At 70.9% G+C, this 25,721-nt stretch carries 22 protein-coding genes; 9 read left to right on the forward strand and 13 right to left on the reverse strand.

Annotation, left to right across the window (positions count from 1 at the left end; all coding sequences use genetic code 11):
- Complete coding sequence (locus tag WMF11_RS07865; protein ID WP_437744853.1) at nucleotides 1-576, reverse strand: TetR/AcrR family transcriptional regulator; 576 nt, start codon at nucleotides 574-576, stop codon at nucleotides 1-3.
- Nucleotides 577-586: 10 nt separating this feature from the next.
- Nucleotides 587-1,210 (reverse strand): sugar O-acetyltransferase, encoded by a 624-nt coding sequence (locus tag WMF11_RS07870; protein ID WP_437977006.1) that lies wholly within the window; start codon nucleotides 1,208-1,210, stop codon nucleotides 587-589.
- Between the two features lie 641 nt (nucleotides 1,211-1,851).
- On the opposite strand from WMF11_RS07870, the gene WMF11_RS07875 reads away from it, so the two are divergent.
- Nucleotides 1,852-2,040: a hypothetical protein gene (locus tag WMF11_RS07875; RefSeq protein WP_437977007.1), complete on the forward strand. Its 189-nt coding sequence runs from the start codon at nucleotides 1,852-1,854 to the stop codon at nucleotides 2,038-2,040.
- A gap of 35 nt (nucleotides 2,041-2,075) precedes the next feature.
- Here WMF11_RS07875 and WMF11_RS07880 read toward each other — a convergent pair whose 3' ends face one another.
- From WMF11_RS07880 to WMF11_RS07920, 9 genes are all read right to left on the reverse strand, one after another.
- Nucleotides 2,076-3,644 carry an AbgT family transporter gene (locus tag WMF11_RS07880; RefSeq protein WP_437977008.1) on the reverse strand — a complete coding sequence of 523 codons (1,569 nt, stop codon included), beginning with the start codon at nucleotides 3,642-3,644 and terminating at the stop codon, nucleotides 2,076-2,078.
- 149 nt (nucleotides 3,645-3,793) lie between these two features.
- Complete coding sequence (locus tag WMF11_RS07885) at nucleotides 3,794-5,089, reverse strand: DUF58 domain-containing protein (protein WP_437977009.1); 1,296 nt, start codon at nucleotides 5,087-5,089, stop codon at nucleotides 3,794-3,796.
- A 5-nt stretch (nucleotides 5,090-5,094) separates the two neighbouring features.
- Complete coding sequence (locus tag WMF11_RS07890) at nucleotides 5,095-6,060, reverse strand: AAA family ATPase (RefSeq protein ID WP_437977010.1); 966 nt, start codon at nucleotides 6,058-6,060, stop codon at nucleotides 5,095-5,097.
- Entirely contained in the window at nucleotides 6,057-8,132 is a 2,076-nt protein-coding gene (locus WMF11_RS07895; RefSeq protein WP_437977011.1) for a DUF4350 domain-containing protein, read from the reverse strand. Before WMF11_RS07895 ends, WMF11_RS07890 begins: the two co-directional genes overlap by 4 nt.
- Nucleotides 8,129-8,926 (reverse strand): hypothetical protein, encoded by a 798-nt coding sequence (locus WMF11_RS07900; protein WP_437977012.1) that lies wholly within the window; start codon nucleotides 8,924-8,926, stop codon nucleotides 8,129-8,131. Before WMF11_RS07900 ends, WMF11_RS07895 begins: the two co-directional genes overlap by 4 nt.
- Nucleotides 8,923-9,903, reverse strand: coding sequence for a stage II sporulation protein M (locus tag WMF11_RS07905; protein WP_437977013.1), 981 nt, complete (start codon nucleotides 9,901-9,903; stop codon nucleotides 8,923-8,925). Before WMF11_RS07905 ends, WMF11_RS07900 begins: the two co-directional genes overlap by 4 nt.
- Nucleotides 9,900-10,760 carry an RDD family protein gene (locus WMF11_RS07910; RefSeq protein ID WP_437977014.1) on the reverse strand — a complete coding sequence of 287 codons (861 nt, stop codon included), beginning with the start codon at nucleotides 10,758-10,760 and terminating at the stop codon, nucleotides 9,900-9,902. Before WMF11_RS07910 ends, WMF11_RS07905 begins: the two co-directional genes overlap by 4 nt.
- A 16-nt stretch (nucleotides 10,761-10,776) precedes the next feature.
- Nucleotides 10,777-11,346, reverse strand: coding sequence for an RDD family protein (locus WMF11_RS07915; protein ID WP_437977015.1), 570 nt, complete (start codon nucleotides 11,344-11,346; stop codon nucleotides 10,777-10,779).
- 388 nt (nucleotides 11,347-11,734) lie between these two features.
- Nucleotides 11,735-12,580 carry a PPK2 family polyphosphate kinase gene (locus tag WMF11_RS07920; RefSeq protein ID WP_437977016.1) on the reverse strand — a complete coding sequence of 282 codons (846 nt, stop codon included), beginning with the start codon at nucleotides 12,578-12,580 and terminating at the stop codon, nucleotides 11,735-11,737.
- Between the two features lie 312 nt (nucleotides 12,581-12,892).
- On the opposite strand from WMF11_RS07920, the gene WMF11_RS07925 reads away from it, so the two are divergent.
- The 8 genes from WMF11_RS07925 to WMF11_RS07960 all read left to right on the forward strand — a co-directional run bounded on the left by WMF11_RS07925 (nucleotide 12,893) and on the right by WMF11_RS07960 (nucleotide 23,228).
- Nucleotides 12,893-15,115 (forward strand): HAMP domain-containing protein, encoded by a 2,223-nt coding sequence (locus WMF11_RS07925; RefSeq protein WP_437977017.1) that lies wholly within the window; start codon nucleotides 12,893-12,895, stop codon nucleotides 15,113-15,115.
- A 4-nt stretch (nucleotides 15,116-15,119) separates the two neighbouring features.
- Complete coding sequence (locus WMF11_RS07930; protein WP_012234032.1) at nucleotides 15,120-15,530, forward strand: response regulator; 411 nt, start codon at nucleotides 15,120-15,122, stop codon at nucleotides 15,528-15,530.
- Nucleotides 15,527-16,102 (forward strand): YfiR family protein, encoded by a 576-nt coding sequence (locus WMF11_RS07935; RefSeq protein ID WP_437550623.1) that lies wholly within the window; start codon nucleotides 15,527-15,529, stop codon nucleotides 16,100-16,102. Before WMF11_RS07930 ends, WMF11_RS07935 begins: the two co-directional genes overlap by 4 nt.
- Nucleotide 16,103: 1 nt before the next feature.
- Complete coding sequence (locus WMF11_RS07940; RefSeq protein ID WP_437977018.1) at nucleotides 16,104-18,533, forward strand: TonB-dependent receptor plug domain-containing protein; 2,430 nt, start codon at nucleotides 16,104-16,106, stop codon at nucleotides 18,531-18,533.
- The gene (locus tag WMF11_RS07945; protein ID WP_437977019.1) at nucleotides 18,530-18,874 is read left to right on the forward strand and encodes a hypothetical protein; all 345 of its coding nucleotides are present in this window, start codon (nucleotides 18,530-18,532) and stop codon (nucleotides 18,872-18,874) included. Before WMF11_RS07940 ends, WMF11_RS07945 begins: the two co-directional genes overlap by 4 nt.
- Before the next feature lie 414 nt (nucleotides 18,875-19,288).
- On the forward strand, nucleotides 19,289-20,554 hold the full coding sequence (locus WMF11_RS07950) for a PAS domain-containing protein (protein ID WP_437977020.1): 1,266 nt from the start codon (nucleotides 19,289-19,291) through the stop codon (nucleotides 20,552-20,554).
- 123 nt (nucleotides 20,555-20,677) lie between these two features.
- Complete coding sequence (locus WMF11_RS07955) at nucleotides 20,678-21,784, forward strand: substrate-binding domain-containing protein (RefSeq protein ID WP_437977021.1); 1,107 nt, start codon at nucleotides 20,678-20,680, stop codon at nucleotides 21,782-21,784.
- A 235-nt stretch (nucleotides 21,785-22,019) separates the two neighbouring features.
- Nucleotides 22,020-23,228 (forward strand): PAS domain S-box protein, encoded by a 1,209-nt coding sequence (locus WMF11_RS07960; RefSeq protein ID WP_437977022.1) that lies wholly within the window; start codon nucleotides 22,020-22,022, stop codon nucleotides 23,226-23,228.
- Nucleotides 23,229-23,322: 94 nt separating this feature from the next.
- Here the strand turns inward: WMF11_RS07960 and WMF11_RS07965 are convergent, their stop codons facing one another.
- Together WMF11_RS07965 and WMF11_RS07970 are read right to left on the reverse strand one after the other, a co-directional pair.
- A complete protein-coding gene (locus tag WMF11_RS07965) occupies nucleotides 23,323-24,663 on the reverse strand; it encodes a hypothetical protein (protein ID WP_437977023.1) in 1,341 nt (446 codons plus the stop codon).
- Nucleotide 24,664: 1 nt separating this feature from the next.
- Nucleotides 24,665-25,711, reverse strand: a complete 1,047-nt coding sequence (locus WMF11_RS07970; protein WP_437977024.1) for a hypothetical protein — start codon at nucleotides 25,709-25,711, stop codon at nucleotides 24,665-24,667.
- Between the last annotated feature and the right edge of the window lie 10 nt (nucleotides 25,712-25,721).

Here is a 25,721-nt window from a genome sequence, read left to right on the forward strand (position 1 = left end):
TCAGCGGGTGAAGCGGCGGATGGCGTGCCGGATCTGCTCGGGCGCCATGGGATCCGTCGACAGGGCGCTGTGCAGCACGAGGCCCTCGATCAGCGCGTCGAGCTCCCGCGCGGTCACCGGGTCGAAGTGGAGCTCCAGCGCGCGCCGGCTCCGCAGCATCCAGGCCTGGGTGACGGCGCGCAGCGCGGGCCTCCGGGCGGCGGCGACATAGAGCTCGACGCTGAGCACCAGGTCGCGCTCCGAGCCGAGCAGGGCCGTGGTGAGGTGCTCGACGAGGAGCTCGACCGCGGCCCCGCGGTCGCACGCAGCGCGCATCTGCTCCTCGAAGCGGGTAGCCATGTCGTCCGCGTGCCGGGTGAACGCCGCGGCGAGCAGCTCGTCGATCGAGGCGAAGTGGTACGTGGTCGAGCCGAGCGGCACGTCGGCGGCCCGGGCGATCGAGCGGTGGGACGCGCCGGCGACGCCCTGCTCGGCGATCACGTCGAGCGCGGTCGCCAGGAGCCGCTCCCGGCGCCCTGGGTCGTGGCGGCGGGCCCGCCGCGCGGGGGCGGCGCGCCTCGCCCTGGCGGCGCTCATCGCGCCTCCGTCACCCTCGCGCCCCGCCCGGCGCCTGCGCGGCGCCCGCGGCGTGCGCGACGTCGAGCGCGCGGATCACGCGGGCGGGGTTCCCGACCGCGATCACGTTGGCCGGCAGGTCGCGCGTCACGACGGAGCCCGCGCCGACCACGGTGTTGTCGCCGATCGTCACCCCCGGAAGCACGATGGCGCCGCCGCCGAGCCACACGTTGTTCCCGATCGTGATGGGCTTCGCCGCCTCCCATTTCTGCCGCCGGGGCTCGGGCTCCACCGGGTGGGTCGGCGTCAGCAGCTGCACGTTCGGGCCCATCTGCACGTCGTCGCCGATCGTGATCGGCGCGACGTCGAGCGCGACCAGCCCGAAGTTCGCGAAGCAGCGCGCCCCGATGGTGATGCGCGAGCCGTAGTCCACGTAGAACGGCGGGCGGATCTCGGTGCCCTCGCCGATCGCGCCGAGCAGCTGCTCCAGCAAGCGGCGGCGCAGCGGGCGCTGCCGGGGCGACGTCGCGTTGTAGGCCGCCATGAGATCGAGCGCGGCCGCGCTCTGCTCGGCGATCTCGGGATCGTCGGCGATGTAGAGGTCGCCAGCGAGCATCCGCTCGCGCATGGACCGGGGATCGTGAGGCGTCGACATATGGACGAGTGTACACTCTATAGGAACGGGTGTCCACATGGGCGCCGGACGAGCCTGTGGGCGCGGCGCTCGCTCACACGAGCAGCGCACGGGTGTGCCACGACGTCGGCATCCTCTGGCGTCTGGATCGGGTCAGCGGGCACAGGAGGGCCACGAGCTGCTCGGATTCCCGTGCAATTGGCCGCCTGGTACACGGCTTGTTAATCGCTGTGCCCATGTCAAAAACCGCATTTATTCATGCTCGTGGTAGCTTTGTGCTGGTGCTCGCCGCGCTCCATGGCTGTGGCGGAGAGAGCTCCAACGCCGAAAGCGGATCGGGGGGCAGCGGAGGCGCGGGGGCCGGAGCGACGTCTGGATCCGGTGGCAGCTTGGATGGCGGCGGCGGCTCGGGCGGCGCGAGCACGGGTGGCTCGCAGACCGGCGGCACGACCACCAGCGGCGCCGGCGGACCGCCTCCGACCGCGCTTTGCCCGGAGACCATTCCGGTGCCCGAGGCGGAGTGCCGGCAGCAAAACGGCCCCTCGTGTTTCTATGGCGATTGCGAAGACGGCCAGCGTACGGTCGCGACCTGCCTGGCATCGGGGTGGACGCTCGAGACGCGACCCTGCGCCGCGTTTCCCTGTACCGGCAGCCAGGAGTGCATGCCCGGCCAGATCTGCTCGGTGATCCAGGGCGGCGCCTTCTTCGGGACGTGCATCGCCAATCCCTGCGGAGCTGGCCCTGTCACCTGCGAATGTGCCGACCCGGGCTGTCCCGCGTGCCGCGTCGACGATTCCTCGGGCGGCATCACCGTCACCTGCAACACCTGTCCGGGCGGCGGTTGCCCGTGAGGGCGCTCCCTCGCCGCTTCAACGCGCCGGATTCATCAGGGGTAGACATAGGGCGCGTCCAGCCCGAGCGGGAGCCCGAGCTGCCAGTACGCGAGCAGGAACAGCGTCCAGGCGACGAGGAAGCTCACCGAGTAAGGGACCATCAGCGCAACCAGCGTGCCGATCCCCGTGCCCTTCACGTACTTCTGGCAGAAGACCACCACGAGCGGGAAATACACCATCAGCGGCGAGATGATGTTCGTCGTCGAGTCCCCGATCCGGTACGCCGCCTGCGTGAGCTCCGGCGAGATGCCGAGCGACATGAGCATCGGCACGAGGATCGGGGCGAGCAGCGCCCATTTCGCCGACGCGGATCCGATGAGGATGTTGGTGAGCGCCGTGAGCAGGATCACGCCCACGATGGTCACCGCGCTCGGGAGCGCCAGTGCTTGCAGCCCCGCGGCGCCCTTCAGCGCGAGGAGCGCGCCGAGGTTCGAGCGGTTGAAGAGGTAGATGAACTGCGCGGCGAAGAAGGCCATGACCAGGTAATAGGCCATCGTGCTCATCGTCTTGCTCATGCCGTCGATGACGTCGCGGTGGCTCGTGAACGCGCCGGCCGCATAGCCGTAGACGAGCCCCGGGACGAGGAAGAAGAGGAAGATGAGCGGCACGATCGCGCTCATGAGCGGCGCGCCGCTGACCGTGAGCTGCCCGCTCGGCGCGCGCAGCGGCGACGAGGCGGGCGCGCTCGCCGCGACCAGCAGCGCGACCCCGGCCGCCATCGACGCGAGGGCCAGCCAGAGCGCGCGCGCCTCGCGGGGCGTGAGCGCCGCCGTCATGCGCTGCTCCGCCTCGGGCGCGGCGTCCACGGGCGTCCGGGCGACGCGCGGCTCGATCACGCGGTCGGTGATGTACCAGCCGACCGCGACGATCACGAGGCAGGAGGCGCTGCAGAAGAACCAGTTGCAGAGCGGGTTCACGGTGCGCTTCGGGTCGAGGATGCTCGCGCCGGCCTGCGTGAGGCCCTGCAGCAGCGGGTCGAGGCTCGACGGGATGAAGTTCGCGCTGAAGCCGCCCGACACGCCCGCGAACGCCGCGGCGATGCCCGCGAGCGGGTGCCGGCCGGCGGCCTGGAAGATGACGCCGCCGAGCGGGATGACGAGCACGTACCCCGCGTCCGCCGCGGTGTGGCTCGCGATGGCCACGAGGATCAGCATCGGCGTGAGCAGCACCCTCGGCGTGACGGCGAGGACCTTCTTCAGGCCGGCGTTGATGAACCCCGAGCGCTCGGCGATGCCGACCCCGAGCAGGGCCACGAGCACCACGCCGAGCGGCGGGAAGCCCGTGAACGTCTGCACCATGGTCGAGAGGAACTCGGTGATGGCCTTGCCCGAGAGCTGGCTGTGGACCACGAGCGGCTGCTTCGTGCGCGGGTCGATCTCGCTGAACTGGAGCGTCGCGAGCGCCGCGGAGAGGACCACGACCACGGCGGCCAGCAGGACGAAGAGCACCGCCGGATCAGGCAGCTTGTTGCCGGCGCGCTCCAGCGCGTCGAGGACGCGGCTCGCCCCGCGGAGCTCGGCGCGGGGCAGGGGAGGGGACTGCTCGGGTTGCTCGCTGGGCATGCGCTCATCTTAAAGCGATCTCCCCGCGAAGCGTGACGCGCTGAACCGTGATCGGTCGCTCGGGCCGGCGCCGGTGTGCTCGTGCAGGAGCAATGGATCAGCGCCGATCGCTGCTGGAGCAGCGATCGGCGCGAGGGCCGCCCCGCAGATCAGAGCAAATGGCGCGCTTTGATCTCGAGATACCGGTTGATGAGCTGCCCGGTGAGCTGCCCGGGCGCGACGTCGAGCACCAGCGCGCCCTGGTTCTTGAGGTCGCGCACGAGCCGATCGCGGAAGCTCGAGAGCTCGGCGGCGGCGCCGCGCGTGTACGGGTCGGCGTCGCCGCCCTCGACCAGCGCGTCGATCTCCACGTCCCGCAGCAGCACCATGAGCGGGAGGTGGCGCGGCATCACCCCGCGCATCAGGCGGAGCAGCTCGCTCGCGGCGACGTCGTCGACGACCTGCGTGAAGAGCACGATCAGGCTCCGCTTGCGCACGCGCAGGCCCACGTGCTGGAACGCCGCGCCGTAGTTGGTCTCGACGAGCTCGGGGTAGAGGTCATAGCCCGCGGAGAGCACGTGCTTGGCCGCGCCCGCGCCGCTCACCGGGGGCGCGTAGCTCTTGATGCCGTCGGCGAAGGCGAGCAGGCCCACGCGGTCGCCGCCGCGCGCGGCGACGTGCGAGAGCATCAAGCTCGCGTTGAGCGCGTGATCGAAGAGCGAGAGCCCCTGCGTCTGCGCGGTCATCAGGCGGCCCGCGTCGAGGAGGAAGAGGAGGTTCTGGTTGCTCTCGAGCTGGTACTCCCGGCTGATGATCTTCTTCTGCCGCGCGGTCGCCTTCCAGTCGATGGAGCGGAACTCGTCGCCGCGGCGGTACTCGCGCAGGCGCTCGAACTCGCTCTCGCCGCCGCGCTTGCGCGAGGCGCGCAGCGCCGACGGATCGCGATCCTGGCGCGCCATGAGCTCGAAGGTGCGCACGGCCTGCACGTCGGGGTACACCTTGACCGGCGTCTCGGCCGGCACCGTGACCTGCCGGATCCAGAGGCCGAACGGCGAGAGGTAGCGCACGTGGTGATCGCCGATCGTGTGCGCGCCGCGGCGGGTGGGGCGCACGTGGTAGCGGGCCGTCGCGCGCTCCCTGGGCGGGAGCTCGAGCTTCACGGGCAGGTCGTCGCTCTCGGCGTGATCGAAGAGATCGTCGGCGACCTCGATCGACAGCTTGCGGCGCGAGAGCGAGCGGATCTCGAGCGTGATCAGGTTGAGGCGCCCGATGGAGAGCACCGCGGGGGCGTGGCGCTTCACCGTCACGAGCGGCCTGCGCGCGAGGAGCGCGTCGATCGCGGCCCAGAGCGCGATGCCCGCGTCCGCGGCGAGCATGGGCAGGAGCAGCGTGCGATCGACGAGCGTCGCCACCGCGAGCCCGAGGGGCACGATCGCGAGCAGCACGAGGGCGCGCGAGGGGATCATCGCGCTCAGGCCGCCGTCTTCGGCACCTTGGCCTCGCGGAGGATGTCGTCGACGCAGTCGTCGGCGCTCACGCCCTCGATCTCGGCGTCGGGGTGCAGGATGAGCCGGTGGCGCAGGATCGCGGGCGCGAGCGCCTTCACGTCGTCGGGGATGACGTACTCGCGGCCCTCGCTCGCGGCCATGGCGCGCGCGACCGCGAGCAGGCCGATCGACGCGCGCGGCGAGGCGCCGAGGTAGACCGAGCGGTGCACGCGGCTCCGGCCGACGATGTCGGCGATGTACTCGATGATGCCGTCGTCCACGCGGATCTGCGCGAGCCCCTCGCGCATCTCCACGAGCTCGGCGGCGGTGGCGATGCGCTGGATCTCGAAGCGATCGAGGCGCGCCGCGTGGAAGCCGTTGACGTGGTTCTTGAGGATCAGCCGCTCGACCGCCTGCGAGGGGTGCTTGACGTTGACCTGGATCAAGAAGCGATCGAGCTGGGCCTCGGGGAGCGGGTAGGTGCCCTGCGACTCGATGGGGTTCTGCGTGGCGATGACGAAGAACGGATCCGGCAGCGCGCGCGTGATGCCGTCGGAGGTGACCGCGAGATCCTGCATCGCCTCGAGCAGCGCGCTCTGCGTCTTGGCGGGCGCGCGGTTGATCTCGTCGGCGAGGAGGAGCTGCGTGAAGATCGGCCCCTCGTGGAAGACGAAGCGGTCCTCCTTCTGGTTGAAGACGTTGCCGCCGGTGACGTCGCTCGGCATCAGATCGGGCGTGAACTGGATGCGCTTGAACGTGGCGCCGAGCACGTGCCCGAGGGTGCGCACGAGCAGCGTCTTGCCGAGGCCGGGCACGCCCTCGATGAGCACGTGACCGCCGGCGAGGACGGCGACGAGCGTGTGCAGGATGAGATCGTCCTGGCCGAGGAGCACCTTGCCGGCCTCGCGGCGGAGGAGATCGAAGCGATCGCGGAGTTCAATCGGGTTCATGTCGTCTTTCGATCGGAGGTTCGCTGACCGGTCGCGTCGAGGAAGCCCTGGAGCTCGCGCACGAGCTCGAGATCGGCGGCGGCGCCGTCGCGCGCGCGAGGCGAGGGCCGCGCGCCGCGCGCGCTCTCGGGCCCGCGGAGCGACGAGGCGGGCGCGGCGTCCTCGCGGGCGCCGGAGGCCTCGACCAGCACGCGCATCACCTCGGCCTCGGGGCGGCCGGTGCGGGCGGCGATCGCCTCGGCGAGCGGGATGAGGCCCCGCCGGCCGGACTTGTGCACGCGCTCGCGCAGGCGATCGAGCGCCCAGCTCGCGTAGAGGCCCGCGGCGTGGCGCGAGGCGCGCGCGCGCCGGTAGGCGAGGCCGAGCGCGCGCGCGTGATCGGCGAAGGCGCGCCGGCCCGCGGCGGGCGGATCGCGGAGGCGCGCGAAGGCGCTGCCCTTCCAGAGGTAGAGCAGCGCGAGGAGCAGGAAGAGCTGCGCGATCACGGGCCAGAGGTTCGCCTCGCGCACGGCCTCGAAGGGCGTCTCGGCGCCGACGCCGGTCCACTCGTCGACGATCTCGACCTCGGTCGCGTACGGCGCGAACCGGAGCAGATCAAGGAAGAGCTGCGCGTTGTCGGGGGCCGCGAGCGAGACGTTCGACACGAGGCGATCGTCCGCGACGACGACGACCTTGCCCTCGCCGAGGCGGCGGACGACGCCCGCGGTCGAGGACGATTCGCCCCGGAAGATCATGTAGAGGTCCTCGGGCTCGTCGCCGTTCGCCTCGACGAGGCGCTTGCCGGGCGGGAGCGAGGCGCGGAGCCCGCGCGACCAGTCCGCGGCGAGAGCCGTCGACGTCTCGGCGTCCTGGGCCACGCGCAGGCCGAGCTCGACCTCGTCGGGAAGGCGCGGGAGCCCGGCGAGGAAGAGCGTGCCGCCCTTGTCGCTCACCCACGCGAACAGGTCCTTCCACGTCGCGTCGTCGATCGCCGCGCCCGGCAGCACCACCAGCGCGAGCGCGCGATCGGGCGCCGTGAGCGCCTCGCCGCGGCGCCGCGCCTTGAAGCCCTGCTCCTTGAGCACCTCGAGCACCGCCTGGGTGCCCGAGGGCGACCGATCGCCGCCGCCCTCGTCGCCGCCGCCGTGCGGCGTGCAGGAGAGCGCGGCGGAGAGGCCGAAGGCGGCGAGCGCGAGCGCGAGCGCGCGGCTCACGAGCGGGACGACGCGGTCCATCACCGCGCGGAAGATCGGCTCGGAGGGCGGCGTGACGCCGAACTGCACGCCCTCCACGTCGCGCACGATCGATCGCATCGCGACCTTGAGATCGGGCCGCTCGCGCAGGCTGCGCACGTAGTCGCCGTTCGTGCGAGAGGGGTGGATCTCGATGAGACCATCCCCGTCGAGGCGGCGCAGGAGCGCGGCGTACGCGTCGTCGATCGCGCGCGCGTGGTCGCCGCGGGCCGCGTGGCTGCGCGCGCGCGCGAGCAGGCGCTGCACATCGGTCTCGACCTCGCGCCGCGCCGTCTCCTCGGGCGTGGGGCCGCGCACGGGCGCCCTCTCCTCCTTGGCCTCGTCGGCGGGCGCGCGATCGCGGAGCAGGTTCTTCAGCAGCGCGTGGATCACCCCCCCGAAGAAGACGACGAGCAGGCCGATGAAGAGCACCGACGCGAAGAAGCTCATCCCCGAGAGATCGACGCGCATGTCGGGCCAGGGGCGGCGGCGCTCGTCCTCGGTCGGGCCGCGATCGGTCGGCGCGCCGCCCGCGGGGTGTTTGCCGGACGCGTCCCGGCCGCCGCGGCCGCCGCGGCCGGACCCGGCCGATCGCGAGACCTCGACCGGGGGCAGCTTGCACGCGGCGGGGAGCTCCGGGCACACGTCGCTCGATCCGGCGATGATCGGGCACCACGCGTGCTCCTCGGGCGTGAGCGGGTAGTCGTCCTCGTGGCAGAAGCGGTAGCGATCGTCCTCGAGGACGTCGCGCACGTCCCAGTGAACATTCTCTTCCACGTCCTCCGCCCGGGCGTCCCGCGCGAGCGGCGCGCCGGCGGAGAGCGCGACGAGGGCGGCGAAGAGGCGCGCGCGGCGGCTCACGCGGCGGCCCTCTTCTCGCCTTCGCGCGCGGCGATCGCGAGGAAGCGGAGCTGGATGTCCCAGCCGTCGGCGCGCGTGCGCGCGTCGATGTAGTGGAGGAAGCGCGCGGTCGCGACGTACGGGATGCCCGCGAAGAAGCCCGCGAGCGCGAAGGGCGAGCCGCCGTCGTCGACGAGCGCGCCGAACGGCTTGCCGAGCTGGAGGATCGCGTCGACGAGCGACTGGCCGAGCAGCTCCGCCGTGAGCGCGACGCCGGCCTGCGCGAGGAGCAGCGCGATCAGCGCGCCCAGGACCGCGGCGACGCGGCCGCTGACGAAGCGGCTGCTGCGCTGGATGGCGTCGCCGGCGTCCGCGGCCTCGAGCAAGCTGGCCTCGTGCACGAAGACGAGGCGCGGCCAGGCGAGGGGGAGGCCGAGGAACATCGGGAGCGCGGCCGCGGCGAGCAGGAGGCGGCTCAAGAAGAGCATCCACAGGTACGACCAGAGGCGCGCCCTGAACAGGCGGAGCACCTGGCCCGCGCCGAGCTCCTCCGAGAAGAGCAGGCGCCCCACCGCGACCGTGAACACGCCCTGCGCGACGCCGCCGAGCGCGATCGCGACGCCCCACACCGCGAGCCACGACCAGCCCGCCGCATACCGCAGCGCGAGGCAGCCGGCGAGCATCGGGAGGAAGAGGATCGCCGAGAGCCGCGCGTAGAGGCCGAGCGCGAGCGACATGGAGAGGCGGCAGGCGAGATCGAGGATCTCGGAGAGCGGGCGCGGGCGCAGCACGATCGCGGAGGCGCCGAGGTTCATCGCGAGGCCTCCTTCGCGGGGCGACCCGCGAGCGCGAGGTAGAGGACGATGAGCAGCGAGAAGACGCCCGAGGCCGCCCACTTCACCGGCGGGGGGAGCCCCGAGGGGGACCAGAAGCCCTCGATCCCCGCGGCGATCAGCAGCATCGCCGCCGCGCCGAGGATCTGGCGCACGATCGACGGCGCCGCGCGGCGCAGCGAGCCGACGCGCGTGCGGCCGCGCGTCTCGACGAGCGCGTAGCCCATCTCGAGCCCCGCGCCGCCGGCGATCACGATCGCGGTGAGCTCGAAGGGCGCGTGGCTGCACATGAACGTCCAGATGTTGCCGCCGTGGCCCACGCTCATCACGTGGCCGACGACGGTGCCGGTGAAGAGGCCGTTGTAGATGAGGAAGAAGATGCTGCCCGCGCCGAAGAGCACGCCGGTGGCGAAGCAGCGGAAGGCGATGCCGACGTTGTTGAAGACGTAGAACCCCGCCATGCCCGTGTCGGTGCCCGTGTCGCGCCCATTGAGGCCCTCGCTGTACATCTGGGCCATGCCCTGGAGCACCGGGCTCGGGAGCACGTGGGTGGCGAACTCGTCGGAGGCGAGCGCGCCCGCGATGCCGACGAGCGAGGGGAGGAAGAAGAGCGCGCAGGCGATCGCGAAGAAGCGGCCGTTCGCGCGCAATGCGCGCGGGAAATCGCGGGTGAAGAAGGAGACGATGTCGGGGAGGCGGAAGGGCTCCGCGCCGTAGAGCGCCGCGTGCGCGCGCGCGGCGAGCGCGTCGAGGTACGCGGTGAGATCGGGCGTGTAGCGCGCCGCGCGCGCGCGCATCAGATCGGTGCAGAGCGAGCGGTAGAGCGCGGCGAGGCGCGAGATGGCGGCGCCGTCCTTCTTCGCGAGCGAGCCGCTGTCGTGGAGCAGGAGGCCATCGAGCTCCTGCCAGTCCGGCCTGCGGGCCGCGACGAACTCGTCCTGGGAGCGGGCGCCGATCACGCGCTCACCTCCTTCTTGCGCTTGCGGCGGGGCTTGGGGGCGCTCGCGGCCTCCTCCTGGCCGCCGCGGTGCGCGTGCGCGCGGTGGTGGAGGACGCCGAGGAAGCGGGTAGCGTCCTTGTAGCGGACGCCCATGCGCCGCGCGAACACGGGCGCGGTCATCTCCGCGAGCTCGCTCGCGCGCGCGGGCGAGAGGCGATCGAGGCGGCGGAGGAAGAGCTCGATGGCGTCGAGCTCCTCGCCGGAGAGCGGGAGGCGCGCGGGCAGGCTCGAGAGCTCCGCGGGGCTCGGCGGCGGCCGGAGGACGAGCGGGCCGGCGACCGTGTGGCGCGCCTCGACGATCACGAGGGTGCCGCCCACGAGATCGCCGAGGCGGCGGAAGCGCGGATCACGGCCCATGACGGCGAGGCCGACCGCGTACGTGCCGAGGAACGAGAGCGGATCGATGAACGGGGGGAGGAGATCCGCGGCGCGCAGCAGGTTGCGCAGCAGGCTGTCCCCGAAGCGGAGCGGCTGGCCGCCGTCGGTGACGACGCGCAGCGAGAGGGCGCGCTTGCCGGGCGTGCAGCCGCCCCAGAGGGTCTCGAAGAAGACATAATACCCCCACTCGATCGCGAAGAGGACCAGCAGCACGAAGCCCGTCGACGCCCCGCGCAGCGCTGGCCCCACGGCGACGCCGCCGACCGCGGCGAGCATCCCGATCGCGAAGACGATGACGCCGCGCACCAGCAGATCGATGAGGTACGCGAGCGCGCGCCGCGCCGGGCCCGCGATCTGGTGGCGGAACCGCACGTGCTCCGGCGTCTCGATCTCGGCGCTCGTGTCGAGCGGCTCGCGGAGCGTCTCGCGGTGGATCATGCGGCGAGGAGGGCGATCAGGAGCCCGCCCTGGGCGGGGCGACGACGACCTTGGTGCCGGCGATGCGATCGTGCAGGCAGCGGCGGTCGTCGTCGAAGATCATGAGGCCGTTCATCACGTTGAAGATCGCGTGGAGCAGCCGGCCGACGCCGGGGACGAGGCCGGGGAGCGCGATGAGCCAGTTGCGGAGGACGACGCCGGACGCGAAGTCGACGCGCGAGCCGTCCGTCTTGATGATCTTGATCTTCGTCCACTTCTTCCCGAGCGTCTGCCCGCGCGTGGCGATGAGGCACCACTGGTAGATGACGAGCGGGAGCGGGCCGAGGAGCGCGCCGACGCCGATCATCAGGTAGGCCTTCTCCTCGCTGTGCGCGGCGTAATCGAGCGCGCCGGTGGCGAGGAGGAGGAGCACGGCGGGGATCATGGAGCCGACGAGCAGCAGGTTGTCGATGATCCGCGCGCCGAGCCGCGTGCCGCGCTCGGCGAGGACGTGCTCGTCCGGCTCGTCCTCGCCATGGGAGTGCGCGTCGCCGGTCGTCGGCGCAGCGTACGGGTTGTACTCGTGCCTGGGATCGTCGAGCTGCATGCCCCCTCCTCCTCGTCGGAATTGCATCACCCGAGCGACAGCGCGTCAATTGGCCGAGGCGCTCGGCCCCACACGGCGCGCGCGGGATCGCGGAGCGCGCCCGGCCACGGCCTTCCCTGAAAGACGAGCACCGTCGGCGAGCCGAGGGCCGTCGCCCCCGCCGGTCGCCGTGGACGACCTCCTGACTCCACCGCATGGGATCACGTGTCGAGATCGCCGACGATTCCACAGGTCGTCGATCGGCCCCGCCGGCTGGGGACATCCATGGTTCATGCAACCACGGAATCCCTCGCGTGGAGCTCCGTGCCATGGCATCGAGAGCCCACGCAGGCCGCAGCGCGCGACTCGCGCTCTGCGCCTGGTCAGGGCGGATATCGGTCGGGCGCGCTCACCCCTTGCTCCGCCCACCCCGCGACCTCCGGTATTCGTCGAGCTCCTCGCGGCCCGCCTTCCCGTTCCGCTCGAGCGTCTTCAGCCAGCCGTCGCGGTATTCCCGCATCGTCTCCGCCACGGTCTCGGCGACGACGAGGTTGCGGTACCACTTCGCGTCGGCCGGCACGACGCACCAGGGCGCGTGCTTGGACGAGCAGCGCCGGAAGACCTCGTCGTAAGCCTCGGTGTACTCGTCCCAGTGCTCCCGCTCTTTCCAGTCGTTCACGTTGAGCTTCCACGCGGTCGACGGGTTCTCCTCGCGCTCCAAGAGCCGCTTCTCCTGCTCCTTCTTGCTGATGTGCAGGAAGAACTTGATCACGATGGTCCCGTGCTCGGCGAGCAGCTCCTCGAAGTCGTTGATGTGACCGTAGCGCTCCCCCCAAAGCGACTTGGGCTCGAGGTCGTGCACGCGCACGACGAGCACATCCTCGTAGTGAGAGCGGTTGAAGATGGCGAACTCCCCCGCGCGCGGCGCCTGCCGGTGGATACGCCACAAGAAGTCGTGCTCCCGCTCCTCCTTCGTGGGCACGCCGAACGAGCTCACCGTGACGCCGCGCGGGTTCAGCGCGCCGACGACGTTCTTGATCGCCCCGTCCTTGCCGGCCGCGTCGCGGCCCTGAAGGACGATGAGGATGCTGTGCGTCCTCGCTCCCCACATCAGCTCCTGCAGCTCGAGCAGCTCTTCGCCCAGCTCCTTGAGCCGCTCCGCTGCCTCCTGCTTCGTCGCGTCCCGAGGCGGATCGGTCGAGACGTCATCGAGGCGAAACTTCGAATCAGGCTTCGTGAGTCGCGTGATGGGCATGCCCGCGAGCCTACACGATCCCGCAGGGTCGCCGTCGCCGGAGTGACGCGCGACGTCATGGCGCCGTTGCCGATGACGCGACGAGCGGACAGTCACATTGGCGGTGCGTAAGGAAAATCCTGTTGCAGAAATGAAATGAACTACGTACCGTCGAGGTCGGAAGGGCATCGCCATGCGCCTGTCCTCGTCCCTCGGGTGCTTCCGATGGTGCGCCTGGCGAAGCTTCTGCCGTGGAGGGGGGGCGCGGATGACGCACGCTCTTGGATTCGACCATTCCTTGGCTCGGATACGGCCTGCCGCCCCGAGCGCGTGATGCTGGTCTCGGCCCCTGTCTCCCGGCCCCCGGCGGCTCACCGGCGCTCCGGTGTTCACCTCGGCATCGGCGTCAAGCTCGCCGCAGCGACTGTGGTGGTCCTCACCAGCGTCACCGTGCTGGTGGCCAATCAGGTGATCCAGAAGACACGAGATGACCTCGTGTCGGCGAAGGCGAACGCCGCATCGATGATGGCGGATCTGCTGTCGGGTTCCCTGACCGCGTCGCTCGATTTCGGCGATCGGGACACGGCGCAGGGCGACCTCGACCAGCTCCGGTCGAACCGCGCGCTCATCGCCGCGGTCGCGTGGGGCAGCGACGCCGAGCCCGTCGCCAAGATCGGTCAGCCGGAAGGCGGCCTGTCGGTGTTCACCGCGCGCGGCGCCGAGAACCAGGTCCTGGAGCGCGAGATACGCGTCGCCCGCCCGGTCGTGCGCGACGACGGGCGGCGCCTCGGGACGCTCGTCCTCGTCTTCTCCCTCGAGCCCGAGAACGCCGCGTTCGCCGCGGCCCGCCGCAACATCCTCGAGTTCGCGGGCATCGTCGGCGCGATGACGGCCTTCCTGCTCCTCGCGTTCGCGAGGTGGCAGATCGTGCGTCCGCTCTCGCGGCTCGTCGACGCCGCGCGGCGCGTCGGGGAAGGGGACCGCGCCGTCCGCGTGAACGTCCGCACGAACGACGAGCTCGGCCGGCTCGCCGACGTCTTCAACGCGATGAGCTCCGCCATCATCGAGCGCGAGGGCAAGCTCGAGATGGCCACCGAGAGCCTCCGCGAGCTCTTCGACAACATGCGCGAGGCCATCGTGGCCTTCGGCCCCGACGGCCGGCTGGGCAGCGAGGCCTCGAAAGAAGCCAGGCAGCTCTTCGGCGACCGCGCCGCGGAGGGCAACCACGTCGCGGAGCTCCTCTACCGCGGCGGGCCGCTCTGCGTCGAGAGCCAGGCGCTCCGGCAATGGGTCGACGCGGCGTTCGACGCCGAGGTCGACGCCTTCCAGGAGGTCGCCGAGCTCGCCCCGCGCGAGGTGTGGTTCGAGCGCGCGCCGGGCGACCGGAGGTTCTTGCGGATCGAGCTCTGCCCCATCGTCTCCGGCCAGAAGATCGCGCGCATCATGCTGCTCGCGACCGACCAGACCGAGCTCAGGCGCCTCACGGAGAGCGTCAAGACGAAGGACGAGGAGCACGCGCGCCAGATCGCCGCCATGCGCCGCCTCATCGCCGGCGGCGGCCAGGTCTTCGTCCGCTTCATCGAGATCTCGCGCGAGCGCGTGGCCCGGTGCAGCGAGATCCTGATGCCCGGCGGGGAGCTCTGCCCCGCGGACATCGACGAGCTCTTGCAGCAGCTGCACACCATGAAGGGCGAGGCCCGGTCGTTCGACCTGGAGCGCCTCGCGGACGAGATCATGGCGCTCGAGGACGAGCTCTCCAGGGTCCAGGGGCGCGCGCGCTCGGAGGACAGGCCCTCGGTCGAGGGGCACGCGGCGTCGTGGCGCGCGCGGCTCACCCGCGTCGCGGACGAGCTCACGCGCGCGCAGGAGACGTTCGTCGACGCCTCGCCCGTGGGCAGCGCGATCCTCGACCAGATCACGGTCCGCCGCACGGACGTCACCCGGCTCGGCGAGCTCGTCGGCCCGCAGGGCGGCGAGGCCGCCGAGATCGTCCGCCGCCTCGCGGCCCGGCCGTTCGGCGAGGTGCTCGCGCCGCTCCTTGAGCGCGTCCCTCGCTGGGCCGAGCGGGAGGGCAAGCGCGCCCGCCTCGAGATCGACGGCCGCGAGGCCTCCATTCCTTCGGATCTCGCCCGCTTGCTCCCGGGCGTGTTCCTCCACCTCGTGCGGAACGCGATCGCCCATGGAATCGAATCCCCCGACGCGCGCGCCCGGGTGGGCAAGCCCGAGGTGGGCGTGATCCGCGCCAGCTGCGTCGAGGACAGGCCGCTGCCCACCCTCCTCGTCGAGGACGACGGTCAGGGCATCGACTTCGACGCGCTCGCGACGAGCGCCGGCGTCGATCCGAAGGATCTGCGCCGGACGCGCGAGCTCCTGTTCACCCCCGGCGTGAGCACGAAGGGCGACGTGAGCGACCTCGCGGGCCGCGGCATCGGCCTCTCCGCGGTCCGCGCCGATCTCCTCTCGGTCGGCTGGCTCATCGAGGTGGACGCGTCGCGCCAGACCGGCGCGGCGTTCGTGATCCGCCCCCAGGCTGTCCCTCTCAGCAACGGAGAATGACTCGATGTCACACGGCGGACGCATCCTGGTGATCGATGACAGCGAGATCGTGCTGATGCGGATCCGCGTCGAGCTGTCGAGCGCCGGCTACGAGGTGGTCACGACGACGCAGCTCGTGGGCACGGCCCGCCACCTGCGCGGCTGCGATCTCGTCATCGTCGACTTCTTCATGCCGGGCCTCGACGGCGCCGCCGTCCTCCGCTCGCTCAAGGCCGCGGTGCCCGAGGGCGAGAGGCCGCCGCTCTTCTACCTCTACACGACGGACGCCGAGGCCGGATCGCGGTACGCGGAGCTCGGCTTCGACGGCGTCTTCAGCAGGAAAGGCGATCTGCTCGCCCTCACCCCGCAGGTGCAAGCGGCGCTCCGCATACGCAAGCTCGCCGGCCTGTCGCGCGGCAAGGAACGCAAGACATGACGCCTCGCCGGCGCGCCCTCGTGCTCGGCCTCTTCGTCGCGGCCGCCCTCGCCCCATTCCATGTCATGGCGGAGCCGGCGACGGCGCCCTTCGCCGTGCAAGCGGAGATCGTCACGCGCATCCTGCCGTACGACAGGGGCTTTCCAGAGCGGGTGAAGGGACAGGTCTCTTTCCTTTTGCTCTCCCGGGCCGGCGACGCGGACTCGGCGAGCGCCGCGCTCCAGATGAGGAGGGCCTTGAACGACATCGGCAAGGTGCGTGACAAGCCGATCCGCGTGGAGAGCGCCGAGTACTCGAGCGCGTCCGAGCTCGCCGCGACGTGCCGCGCGCGCGACATCAACGTCGTGTACATCTCCTCGGGGCTCGGCAGGGAGGTCGCCGCGATACGCGGCGCGCTCACGGACACGGGAATCCTGAGCTTCGCGGCCGTGGAGCCCTATGTCTCGCAGGGGGCCGTGCTCGGCGTCGACGTCGCGGACGGCAAGCCGCGCATGAGCATCAACCTCGCGCAGGCCCGGGCCCAGCACATCGACTTCCCCGCTCCCATCCTCAAACTGGCAAGGATCTATTGACGTGAGCTCGACCCGTATCGCACTGCTCTGCGCCGCGTCGCTCGCGTTGTCGACCGCCGCCCCGCGCGAGGCGCGGGCCGAGGACGTCAGCTCGCTCCTCGAGATCCTCGAAGAGAACGTCGTGTCCGGCGCCTCGCGCTCCGCGGAGCGCGAGAGCGACGCGCCCGCCATGTCGTCGGTGATCACGGGCGCGCAGCTCAAGCTCTTCGGCATACGGCGCCTCGCCGACGCGCTCACCTTCCTCGCGAGCGGCGTCTTCGCGCACGACCGCATGTCGGTCCCGGAGGTCGGCGCGCGCGGGGTCGCCCTGACCCGGGACGCGAACAGCCACGTGCTGATCGTGCTCGACGGCATGGTCGTGAACGAGCAGGGCGGCGGCGCCGTCTTCCTGCACGATATCCCGATCGAGATCGTCGACCATATCGAGGTGGTCCTGGGCCCTGGCTCCGTGCTCTACGGCGCGCAGGCCATGCTGGGGGTCATCAACGTCGTCACGAAGAAGGCCGCCGATCACCAGGGCATCCGCGCCTCCCTGACGCTCGGGGCGTCGCCGCCGCTCGACGAATCGGGCGACATCAGGGCGCCGGACCTCGAGGGCCTCGGGGGCGAGGGCACGGCGGCGATCGGCTTCGGGCGCCGCTTTACGCTGCTCGGGCAGCCCGCGGGCGTGGTGGCGGCGGTCGACATGCACCGCTTCGAGGGGCCCGAGGTGAGCTTCCCGAAGCAGCGGCTCCCGGTCCTGGCGGACGGCGTGTCCGTCATGGATCTCGGCTCGCACGCCGAGCCCGGCTTCTGGGGCGGCACGGTGGAAGAGCAGTGGTTTCGCCGCAAGGCAGGCGCCTTCGTGCGCCTCGACGTCGGCGACCTGAGCGCCGTCGCGCAGGCGACGCGCGCGTCGTGGGCCGCGCCCTTCATGGATCTCCACGAGAACCGCGTCGGGGCCTTTGACGACGCCCGCAACGACAACACGCAGTCGCTCGTCCTGACCAGCGTGCGTTACCGCGACCGCCTGAGCGAGCGGCTCGAGGGCGTGGCGCGCGGGTACTTCGGGTACAGCCGGATCGAGCGCTCGCGCTACGTGGTGGGCCACGATCCGCTCGTGCCGCACGTCCCGCTCGACGTGCTCGATCCGGAGCAGTGCCCGCGCGGCCCGTCCGGGCCTTGCCGGAAGGAGGCGCTGTTCCTCTCCCGCTGGTTCGGGCTGGAGCTCCAGGCGCGGTACGACTGGGCGGGCGACGGCGCCTTCACGACCATGGCGGGCCTCGATGGGCGCCTCCGCACGTCGGCCTACGAGTTCGTCGCGTTCGACGAGCTCACGGGGAAGAGTTATGGCTCCGACCCGGCGCGCACGCGCTGGCACGGCGGCGGACACCGTCTCGAGGACGAGGCCGCGCTCGGGGCCTATGTGCAGCAGACGCTCCGCCTGTTCCGGCCCCTCTCGCTCAACGCCGGGATCCGGGTCGACCTCGACTCGCGTATCCCCCTCGAGTACGTGGCGAACGCGATCTCACCGCGCGCCGCGCTGATCCTCACGCCGGACGAGCGGGTGTCGCTCAAGCTCATCTATTCGAGCGCGTTCCGCGCCCCCAGCTTCGTCGAGCTCTACACCGTGAGCGGCAGGCTCCTGCCGAACCCGGACGGCCTCAAGCCGGAGAAGGTCTCCTCCCTGGAGGCGGTCTCGTCGTTCCGGAGCGGCGCGTACTCCTTCACGGCCGGCGGCTTCTACTCGGAATGGCGGGACGTCATCGAGCTCCAGCTCCTGAGGGCGAAGGCGCCCAGCGTCTCGAGGTACAACAACGTGCCAGGCATCGAGAACTACGGCGCGAACCTCGGCTTCGAGACGAGCTTCCTCGAGCGGAAGCTGCGCGTCGGCGTCAACTCCACGTTCGCCGCGACGCGACGCCGCATGTCCGCCGAGCAGATCCATCGGAACGCGCCGTTCGGCACCGGCGACGACGTCCCCATCACGGTCGCGCCGCAGGTGTACGGCAACGCCCGCGTGTCGTACGAGGTCGGCGCTGGCGCCGTGTCCCTGGCGGCCGCCTACATGGGCCGGCGGATCGCCGACCAGGCCTACTATGGCGGTGATCCGTCGAACATCGCCCCTCGCCCCGAGGTGCCGCCGCAGGTCGAGCTCCGCGCGGCGGTGACGGGCGCGATACCCGGGGTGAAGGGCGCCGGGTACCTGCTCGGCGGGCAGTACGCGTTCTCGGCCCATGAGCCCTACGTCGTCGGCCCCAACCAGGGGCAGCCGCGCTACCTCGTCGAGAGCGGCCCCACCGCGGATTTCGCGTTAAAGAACCGCCTTACGCTCTTCGCCGGGATCGAGCTTCACCTCGATGACGACGCCGCCGCGGGCCGCCCGGCCGCGGCGGCCAGGCCCTCCTCCATCGCGACCGTCGGGCGCGCGAGCCACGGAGCTTCACCGTGAAGAGCACACGTTTTCCCGCGCTCCTCCTCCGCTTGTCGGCCACGACAGGCCTCCTTTCGGGGGGCTGCGTCGAGGTGGGCCACCCCATCGAGGTGGGCTGCTTCGTCGACGACGACAACCCGAACTGCTTCGACACGGGCGTCTCCGCGAGCTCTTCTCAGGCGAGCGGGACGACCGGGGCCGGCGCGGCCGGCGGAGGCGGCGCGAGCGCCGAGGGCGGAGGCGGCGCGGGCGCGAGCGCCGATGACGGGGGCGGCGCAGGCGGTCACGGCGGCTCAGGCGGCGCGGGCGGTCACGGCGGCTCAGGCGGCGCGGGCGGCGTGGGCGGCGCCGGGCTGTGATCGCGCTGGCCATCTCCTCATTACGGTGGATTGCGTCAACCTATCGCCCCATGAGGGGCCGAATCGTTCACCGTGGAGTCATCTCCGACGGCACCCTACTGTCGATTGGCATGCTCTCCGGCTGGAACTCGCATTGTCGGCATTGTTGCGAACGAGGGAACGAGGACGTAAAAGGCGTTGACAGTCGATTCTGTTTCCCATAGTCGTAATGATGCAACTCGGCTGGACCGTCGTGTCCCTGTCGTGAAGGGGGAGCGTGCACGACCGTAATTTCTCTGGCGGTCTCCTCCTGGCGACGCGCGTCAGGGAGCCATCGACATGAAGGCGAGCGTCATCGTCATCGATGTACCACGAGAAACGAAGTGTGATCTCCTGCCCTGACCGGGCAGGGAGCCCTCGAGAGAAGTCCCCGCGATGCCCGCGATGAACGAGACCGAGGCCAGCCGGATGCAGGGCGCGACGAGCTCGCGAGCCCAGCAGATACTCGACGCCTTGCCGGCGATCGTGTGTGTCCTGGACCTCGCGGGATGGCGGCTCACGGGGCACAACGCCGCGCTCGTCCGGGCGATCGGCTGCACGGAAGAAGAGCTCCTCTCGCGGGGCGTCGAGGCGCTCTCGGCGCGCATTCACCCCGACGATCTCGCCGGCCTCGCCGCGCGCGCGGCCGAGCTCGCCGCGGCGCGCGACGGCGGGGTCGTCGAAGGCGAGCTGCGGGCGCGGAGCATCGGGGGAGGGCAGCGCGAGCGCGTCTTCGCCGTGCGCGCGGAGGTCTTCGCGCGAGGGGACGACGGCGCCGTGCGCGAGGTCGTCCTCTTCGCCGAGGACGTGACCGCGCGAAAGCGCCGCGAGCAGGGCGGCCGCAGGAGAGACGCGGTGCTCGCGGCGCTCTGCGACCGCGCCCCTGTCTTCATGTACGCGAAAGACCGTGACGGCGCCTTCCTCCTGGCGAGCCGCTCGACGGAGGAGCTCGTCGGGGCGACCCCGGGCAACATGCTCGGAAAGACCGATAGCGACTTCTGTCCGGCGGAAGTTGCGTCTATTTACAAAGACGTCGATGACCTGGTGCGGAGGACCGGCGCCCCGTTCGAGGCCGAGGAGCTCGTCCCGCAGGCCCAGGGCGATCGGACCCTGTACACGATCAAGTTCCCCCTCCGCGGCGAGGGCGTCCCGGAGGGCGCGGTCGCCGGTATCTCTGTCGACATCACGCGGGTCAAGGCGGCGGAGCGCGAGCGGGAGGCCGCGCGGGACGAGCTGATCGCGGCGCAGCAGGACACGATACGTGAGCTGGTGACGCCGCTGCTGCCGATCGCCGAGGGGGTGCTCGTGATGCCGCTCATCGGCTTCTTCGACGGCGCGCGGGCGAGCCGTATCATCGAGACGCTGCTGCAGGGGGTGGAGAGGCACGCGGCCCGCATCGCGATCATCGATATCACGGGGGTCAAGGCGGTGGACGTCCAGGTGGCCGAGATGCTCGTGCACGCCGCGCGCGCGGTCGGGCTGCTCGGCGCGCAGGTGGTGCTCACCGGCATCCAGCCGGCGATCGCGCGGACGCTCATCGAGCTCGACGTCGACCTCCGGGGCCTTGTCACGGCGGGGACGCTGCGGAGCGGCATCGCGTATGCGTACCCGGTCGGGCAAGCCCGCGGCGGACAGGAGCCGCGCGACTTGCGGCGTGAATGAGGGCGAGGCGCGCCGAGCGCGCGCCATCGCAGGGGGTCCCGGATGTCGGCGCGCGCACAGCCGCGCCGAGCCGTCAGGGGACGGTGAAACGGGTCGAGCAATATCGAGAAGAGGAGGGGATTCATGGTCGATCGCGCCATCATCGGGGGCATCCTTCTGGCGACCAGCGCGCTTGCCTGCAGCTCGAGCGAGAGCACGGCAGAAGCGCCGCTGACCATCGCTTACATCACCCACAACAAGTGCAATCGGTTCCACGATCTGGGTCGCGCGGGCGCCGCGCAGGCGCAGAGCGAGCTGTCGACGACGAGCGCGCGGCCGGTCAACGTGATGATCCTGGACCCTGAATGTCCGGAGCTCACGGAAGACGGCAAGCCGCTGGACCCCGACGACGCCTGCTACCTCTCCCGGCCGCAGATGGAGGTGCTGCAGGAGGTCATCGACATGAAGGTGGACGCGATATCCATCGATGTCTTCAGCGGGGAATGCGAGAACGACCTCATCAACAAGGCGGTGGACGCCGGCATCAAGGTCGTCACGTACGGCGGCGACGCCCCGGCCAGCAAGCGCCACACCTACTACGGCATGGACAACAAGGCCGCCGCCGCCTTCCTCATGGATGCGCTCGCGACCATCAACGGGAAGACCGGCAAGATCGCCTTGCAGACGATGATGGATGACGACGGTAACGGGGTCTACACCCCCACCCCCGCGGGGACCTTCATCGACCGGCTCGCCGGCTTCTCCGAGGCGCTGAAGAAGTACCCGGACATGACGAACGCCGTGAGCCTCCCTTGCGTGTGCTGCGACTACGCGAACCCCTTCTGCGCGCAGACCGCGGAGGAGGCTTTGAAGAGCGATCCGGAGATCACGGGCTTCTTCTTCTCCTACAGCAAGCTCCTCGGCGAGCCCGACCTCGAGGCGAACGCGCCGCTGCTCACCGCGAGAGCGAAGGAGAAGACCATCCACTCGGTGGCCTTCGATACGCTGCCGGAGTACATGGATCGCATGCGCGATGGGTACGTGGACGTGCTCCTCGGTCAGAAGCTGTTCGGCTGGGGCTACGATACCGTCATGCTCGCGTACGATCTGGCCACCACCGACCGGCAAGTGAGCGCCTTCACCGACGCTGGCTGGTACGTCGTCTGTCCGAACAACCTGGAGGAGTTCGAGCGCAACACCCAGGCGATGGACTACCGGACGCCCCTGTCGAAGTGCAGCTTGCTCCCCTGAGCCCGCTGTTGCTCAGCACGGTAGGCTGCATTGCGTGACGCGCGCCGCCGCTGTCGCTTGCGCCGGTAGGCCAGGCTACTGCGCTGCGGTGCGCCAGCCGGCCATCCGCGACAGCGAGGCGGCGCAGCGTCTTCGGTTTCGCCGCGCGCGCGCCGTGGCTATCATGGGTCGAGCTCTGGTCCGCGCGTCCGCCGCCGGGCCTGGAAGGAGCCGCCATGAGGAGAGGCCTGCCGCGATGAACGAGACCAGGGCCAAGGAGCAGCAGGACGCGCTCAGCGCGCGAGCCCGGAGGATGCTTGACGCGGCGCCGACGATCCTGTGTGTCGTGGGCCTCGACGAGCGGCGGCTCGTCGCGCACAACGCCGCCCTCGCCCGTTCGCTCGGCTGTACGGGCGAAGAGCTCTCGACACGCGGCGTCGAGGCGCTCTCGGATCGGATCCACCCGGACGACATGGCCGGCCTCGCCGCGAGCGCGGAGCGGCTGAGGGGGGCGCGGGACGGCGAGGTGATCGAGGGCGAGCTCCGGGCGCGAGGCCGAGAGGGAGACGAGCGCATCTTCGCGGTGCGCGCGGAGGTCTTCGCGCGAAGCGAGGATGGCGCCGCGCGCGAGATCTTCCTGTCGGCCGAGGACGTGACAGCGCGAAAGCGCCGCGAGCAGCGCCTCCACAGGAGCGAGTCGCTGCTCGCGACGTTCTGTGATCACGCGCCGGTCCTCATGTATGCAAAGGATCGGGAAGGCGCCTTTCTCCTGGTGAGCCGCTCGGTGGAGGAGCTCGTCGGGGCGACCCCGGGCAGCATGCTTGGAAAGACCGACAGCGACTTCTTTCCATCGGAAGTTGCGTCTATTTACAAAGACGTCGATGACCTGGTGCGGAGGAACGGCGTCCCGCTCGAGGCCGAGGATCCCGTCCCTGACGCCCGAGGCGAGAAGACGTTCTACTCGATCAAGTTCCCTGTCTGGGGTGAGGGCATCCCGGAGGGCGCGGTCGCCGGTATCTCTGTCGACATCACGCGGGTCAAGGCGGCGGAGCGCGAGCGGGAGGCCGCGCGGGACGAGCTGATCGCGGCGCAGCAGGACACGATACGTGAGCTGGTGACGCCGCTGTTGCCGATCGCCGAGGGGGTGCTCGTGATGCCGCTCATCGGCTTCTTCGACGGCGCGCGGGCGAGCCGGATCATCGAGACGCTGCTGCAGGGGGTGGAGAGGCACGCGGCCCGCATCGCGATCATCGATATCACGGGGGTCAAGGCGGTGGACGTCCAGGTGGCCGAGATGCTCGTGCACGCCGCGCGCGCCGTGGGGCTGCTCGGCGCGCAGGTGGTGCTCACCGGCATCCAGCCGGCGATCGCGCGGACGCTCATCGAGCTCGACGTCGATCTGCGGGGCCTTGTCACGGCGGGGACGCTGCGGGGCGGCATCGCGTACGCGCTGAAGCGAACGTGACAGCACGGCGCCCCGCGCCGCCAGGCGCTTCGCCCCGCTGCGTGGGCGCCTGCCGACCCACGGGTCGCTCAAGCTGGCCGCGCCGGTCGGCGCGTCATTGCAGCGTGCAGATGAGCCGCTGGCCGCGCACGGAGTAGGCGCCGTCGCGCTGCTCGATCCAGGCGACGAGCAGCTTGACGCCGAGCTGCGCGACGGTCGAGCCGAGGATCTGCGCGCTGCTGCCGTCCGGGAGGGAGAAGATGAGCTGGTTGGGGAGCACGTTCTCACCTGTTCGGGTGAACCAGCCCAGGCTCACGCTCTTTCCAGGCGGCGGCACCAACGCAAGATACACGTTCTCGCCGTCGCTCGCGACGGGGCCCGGGGGGTTGTACTGGTTCACATTCTGGAGCTTGAAGACAGGGGTGAAGCCGGGCGGGGGAACCTGTCCGAGCGACAGGAAGTCCCTTACGACGCCAACCTCCGCCGAGAGCGTGAGCCTCGGCGGAGGGACGAGGTGCACCATCAAGAGCGTGACGCCATCGCCGTCGGGCAGCGGGAACGCCCCGAAGAAGGACTCCACCTCGTCAGGAGACGGGCTGAACTGGATCTGGTGCGCCACGCCGAGATCGGCGCGAGAGGCGCCCGTTCTGAAGAACGCCTCTCCGGTCGCGCTGTCATCCAACAAGAGGAGGTGCTGGCCGTTCGTGACGGTGTAGTAGCGAACGTTGAGCGAGGCATCGGTACGTGCGCCCTGGGCCACCAGGGTCGGCGCAGGCTCGGCCGATCCACCGACGACGAGCGCTCGCGTCGAGCCGCCCGGCGCCGCGCAGGTCGCGGCGTAAAGGGTGTTATCGCCCGCCGCGACGAACGCCATCGACGTCGCCACGCTGGGGCTCGAGCACTCCGGTGCGAGCGCGGGAAACCGCTGGAACGTCCCCTCGGACGAGACGCCGTCGGCGGTCGTGGGGAAGACGAGCTGCCCGATCTCGTACCCCACCCTGCCTTGAAGGATCACCCGCCCTCCGGATTCGCGGCCGGTGACGAAAGCCGCGCCGTCGGTGAACGGGAACTCCGCCTTCGACCCGGCTGGCTCCCCGATCTCGTGCACCGTCCCGATCACGAGCCGGCTGGCAGTCTTGTCGATGATCGAGGCAAATACGCCATCGGGTCCGCTCGCCAGCACGAGCGAGGAGGTGTCGACCTCGTGGCCGCCGAGGTCTTCGGACGTGAGGATGTCGAACGGCTCGAGGTCGAGCGCGCACTTCGCCTCGGCCGGCTTGCAGACGCCGTCCTGACAGACGCCGCTCGGGCACCCGAGAGAGACGCTGCACGCTCCGCCGCCGTCGCCTCCTTGGCTCAGCTCCGCGTCGGTGCGCACGCCCGCGATGATCTGGCAGCCGGCGACGAGCAATGCTCCGCCGACGATGACGATCCTCCATGGTCGCACCTCACGCATTTCAAAAGCTACCTCGCAACGACAGCCCCGCTGCTCCCGCCCGGGCCGGAGGCACGAGGCGCACTTCCAGCACCGTCGCCGGCACGGCGTCGCTCGACGGCGCGGTCAGGAACACGACCAGGCCTGTGATGAGCGCCGCGCCTCCCGCCGCGAACGCCACATTGGAGATGTTGGCGGTCGTGTTGGCGCTTTGGTGGAGCTTGACCCCCTCGGCGTCACAACGGGGAGGGTCGTCGTCGGTACACCCGTGCTGGTCGCGCGCCTCGCTCATCTTCGAGAGCGTCTCGACACCGAACACAGCGCCCACCGCGATCCCCGCCAGGCCCACCCCGCCCAGCACGAGCCCAGCGGTCCGCTGCGCGCTCCACGAGCTCGCCGCGGGCGCGGCGCTGGTGGCCGCAGGCGCGGGCGCCTCCGGCCCTGGCGCGGGCGCGTCCTCGAGCAGAGGGACGTGCACCGTCCTCTGCCCTGGCTTCGGCTCGACGACCACCTTCGTGCTCCATGCCTTCTTGCCAGGCGCCACCGCCGCGATGGCATGCTCGCCCGGATCGACCGGGATCGCCGAGCCGAACATCGCCGCATCGAGCGGCTTCGCGTTGCGCCGCACCTCGAGCCCCTCGACCCGGGCCTCCGGCGCCACCTCGATGACGAGCCTCGAGAGCTGCGGCTCGAGGAGGCCCGCCCGCCGCCCCGCTTCCTTCGTGCGCCGCCCATCGCCCGCCTTGCGGGCCATCGCCTCGGCGTCGTTGAAGGTCGCCCAGGCGCTCGCCGTCTCGCCATTGAGCTCATAGCAATCCGCCAGGGCGAGCAGCGTCCCGGCCATTGGGTCCAGCTTCTGGCTGGCGATGAGCTTCGAGCACCCCAGAGCGTAGCTGCCCTGCTTGACGAGCTCGCGCCCCTCGTGGAAGAGCACATCGGCGGCCGCGCGGTCCTCGGCGGTCGGGTCCGCGAGGGCGCGCGGCGCGAGCGATAACGATAGGATCAGCGCACTCGCAGCGATGACACTGCGCTTTACACGCGTCGGTCCTGGGCCACGCACCGATCCCATTATATCGGCA

Source organism: Sorangium sp. So ce295, assembly GCF_051527405.1.
In the GTDB taxonomy this organism is placed as follows: Bacteria; Myxococcota_A; Polyangia; order Polyangiales; family Polyangiaceae; genus Sorangium; species Sorangium cellulosum_B.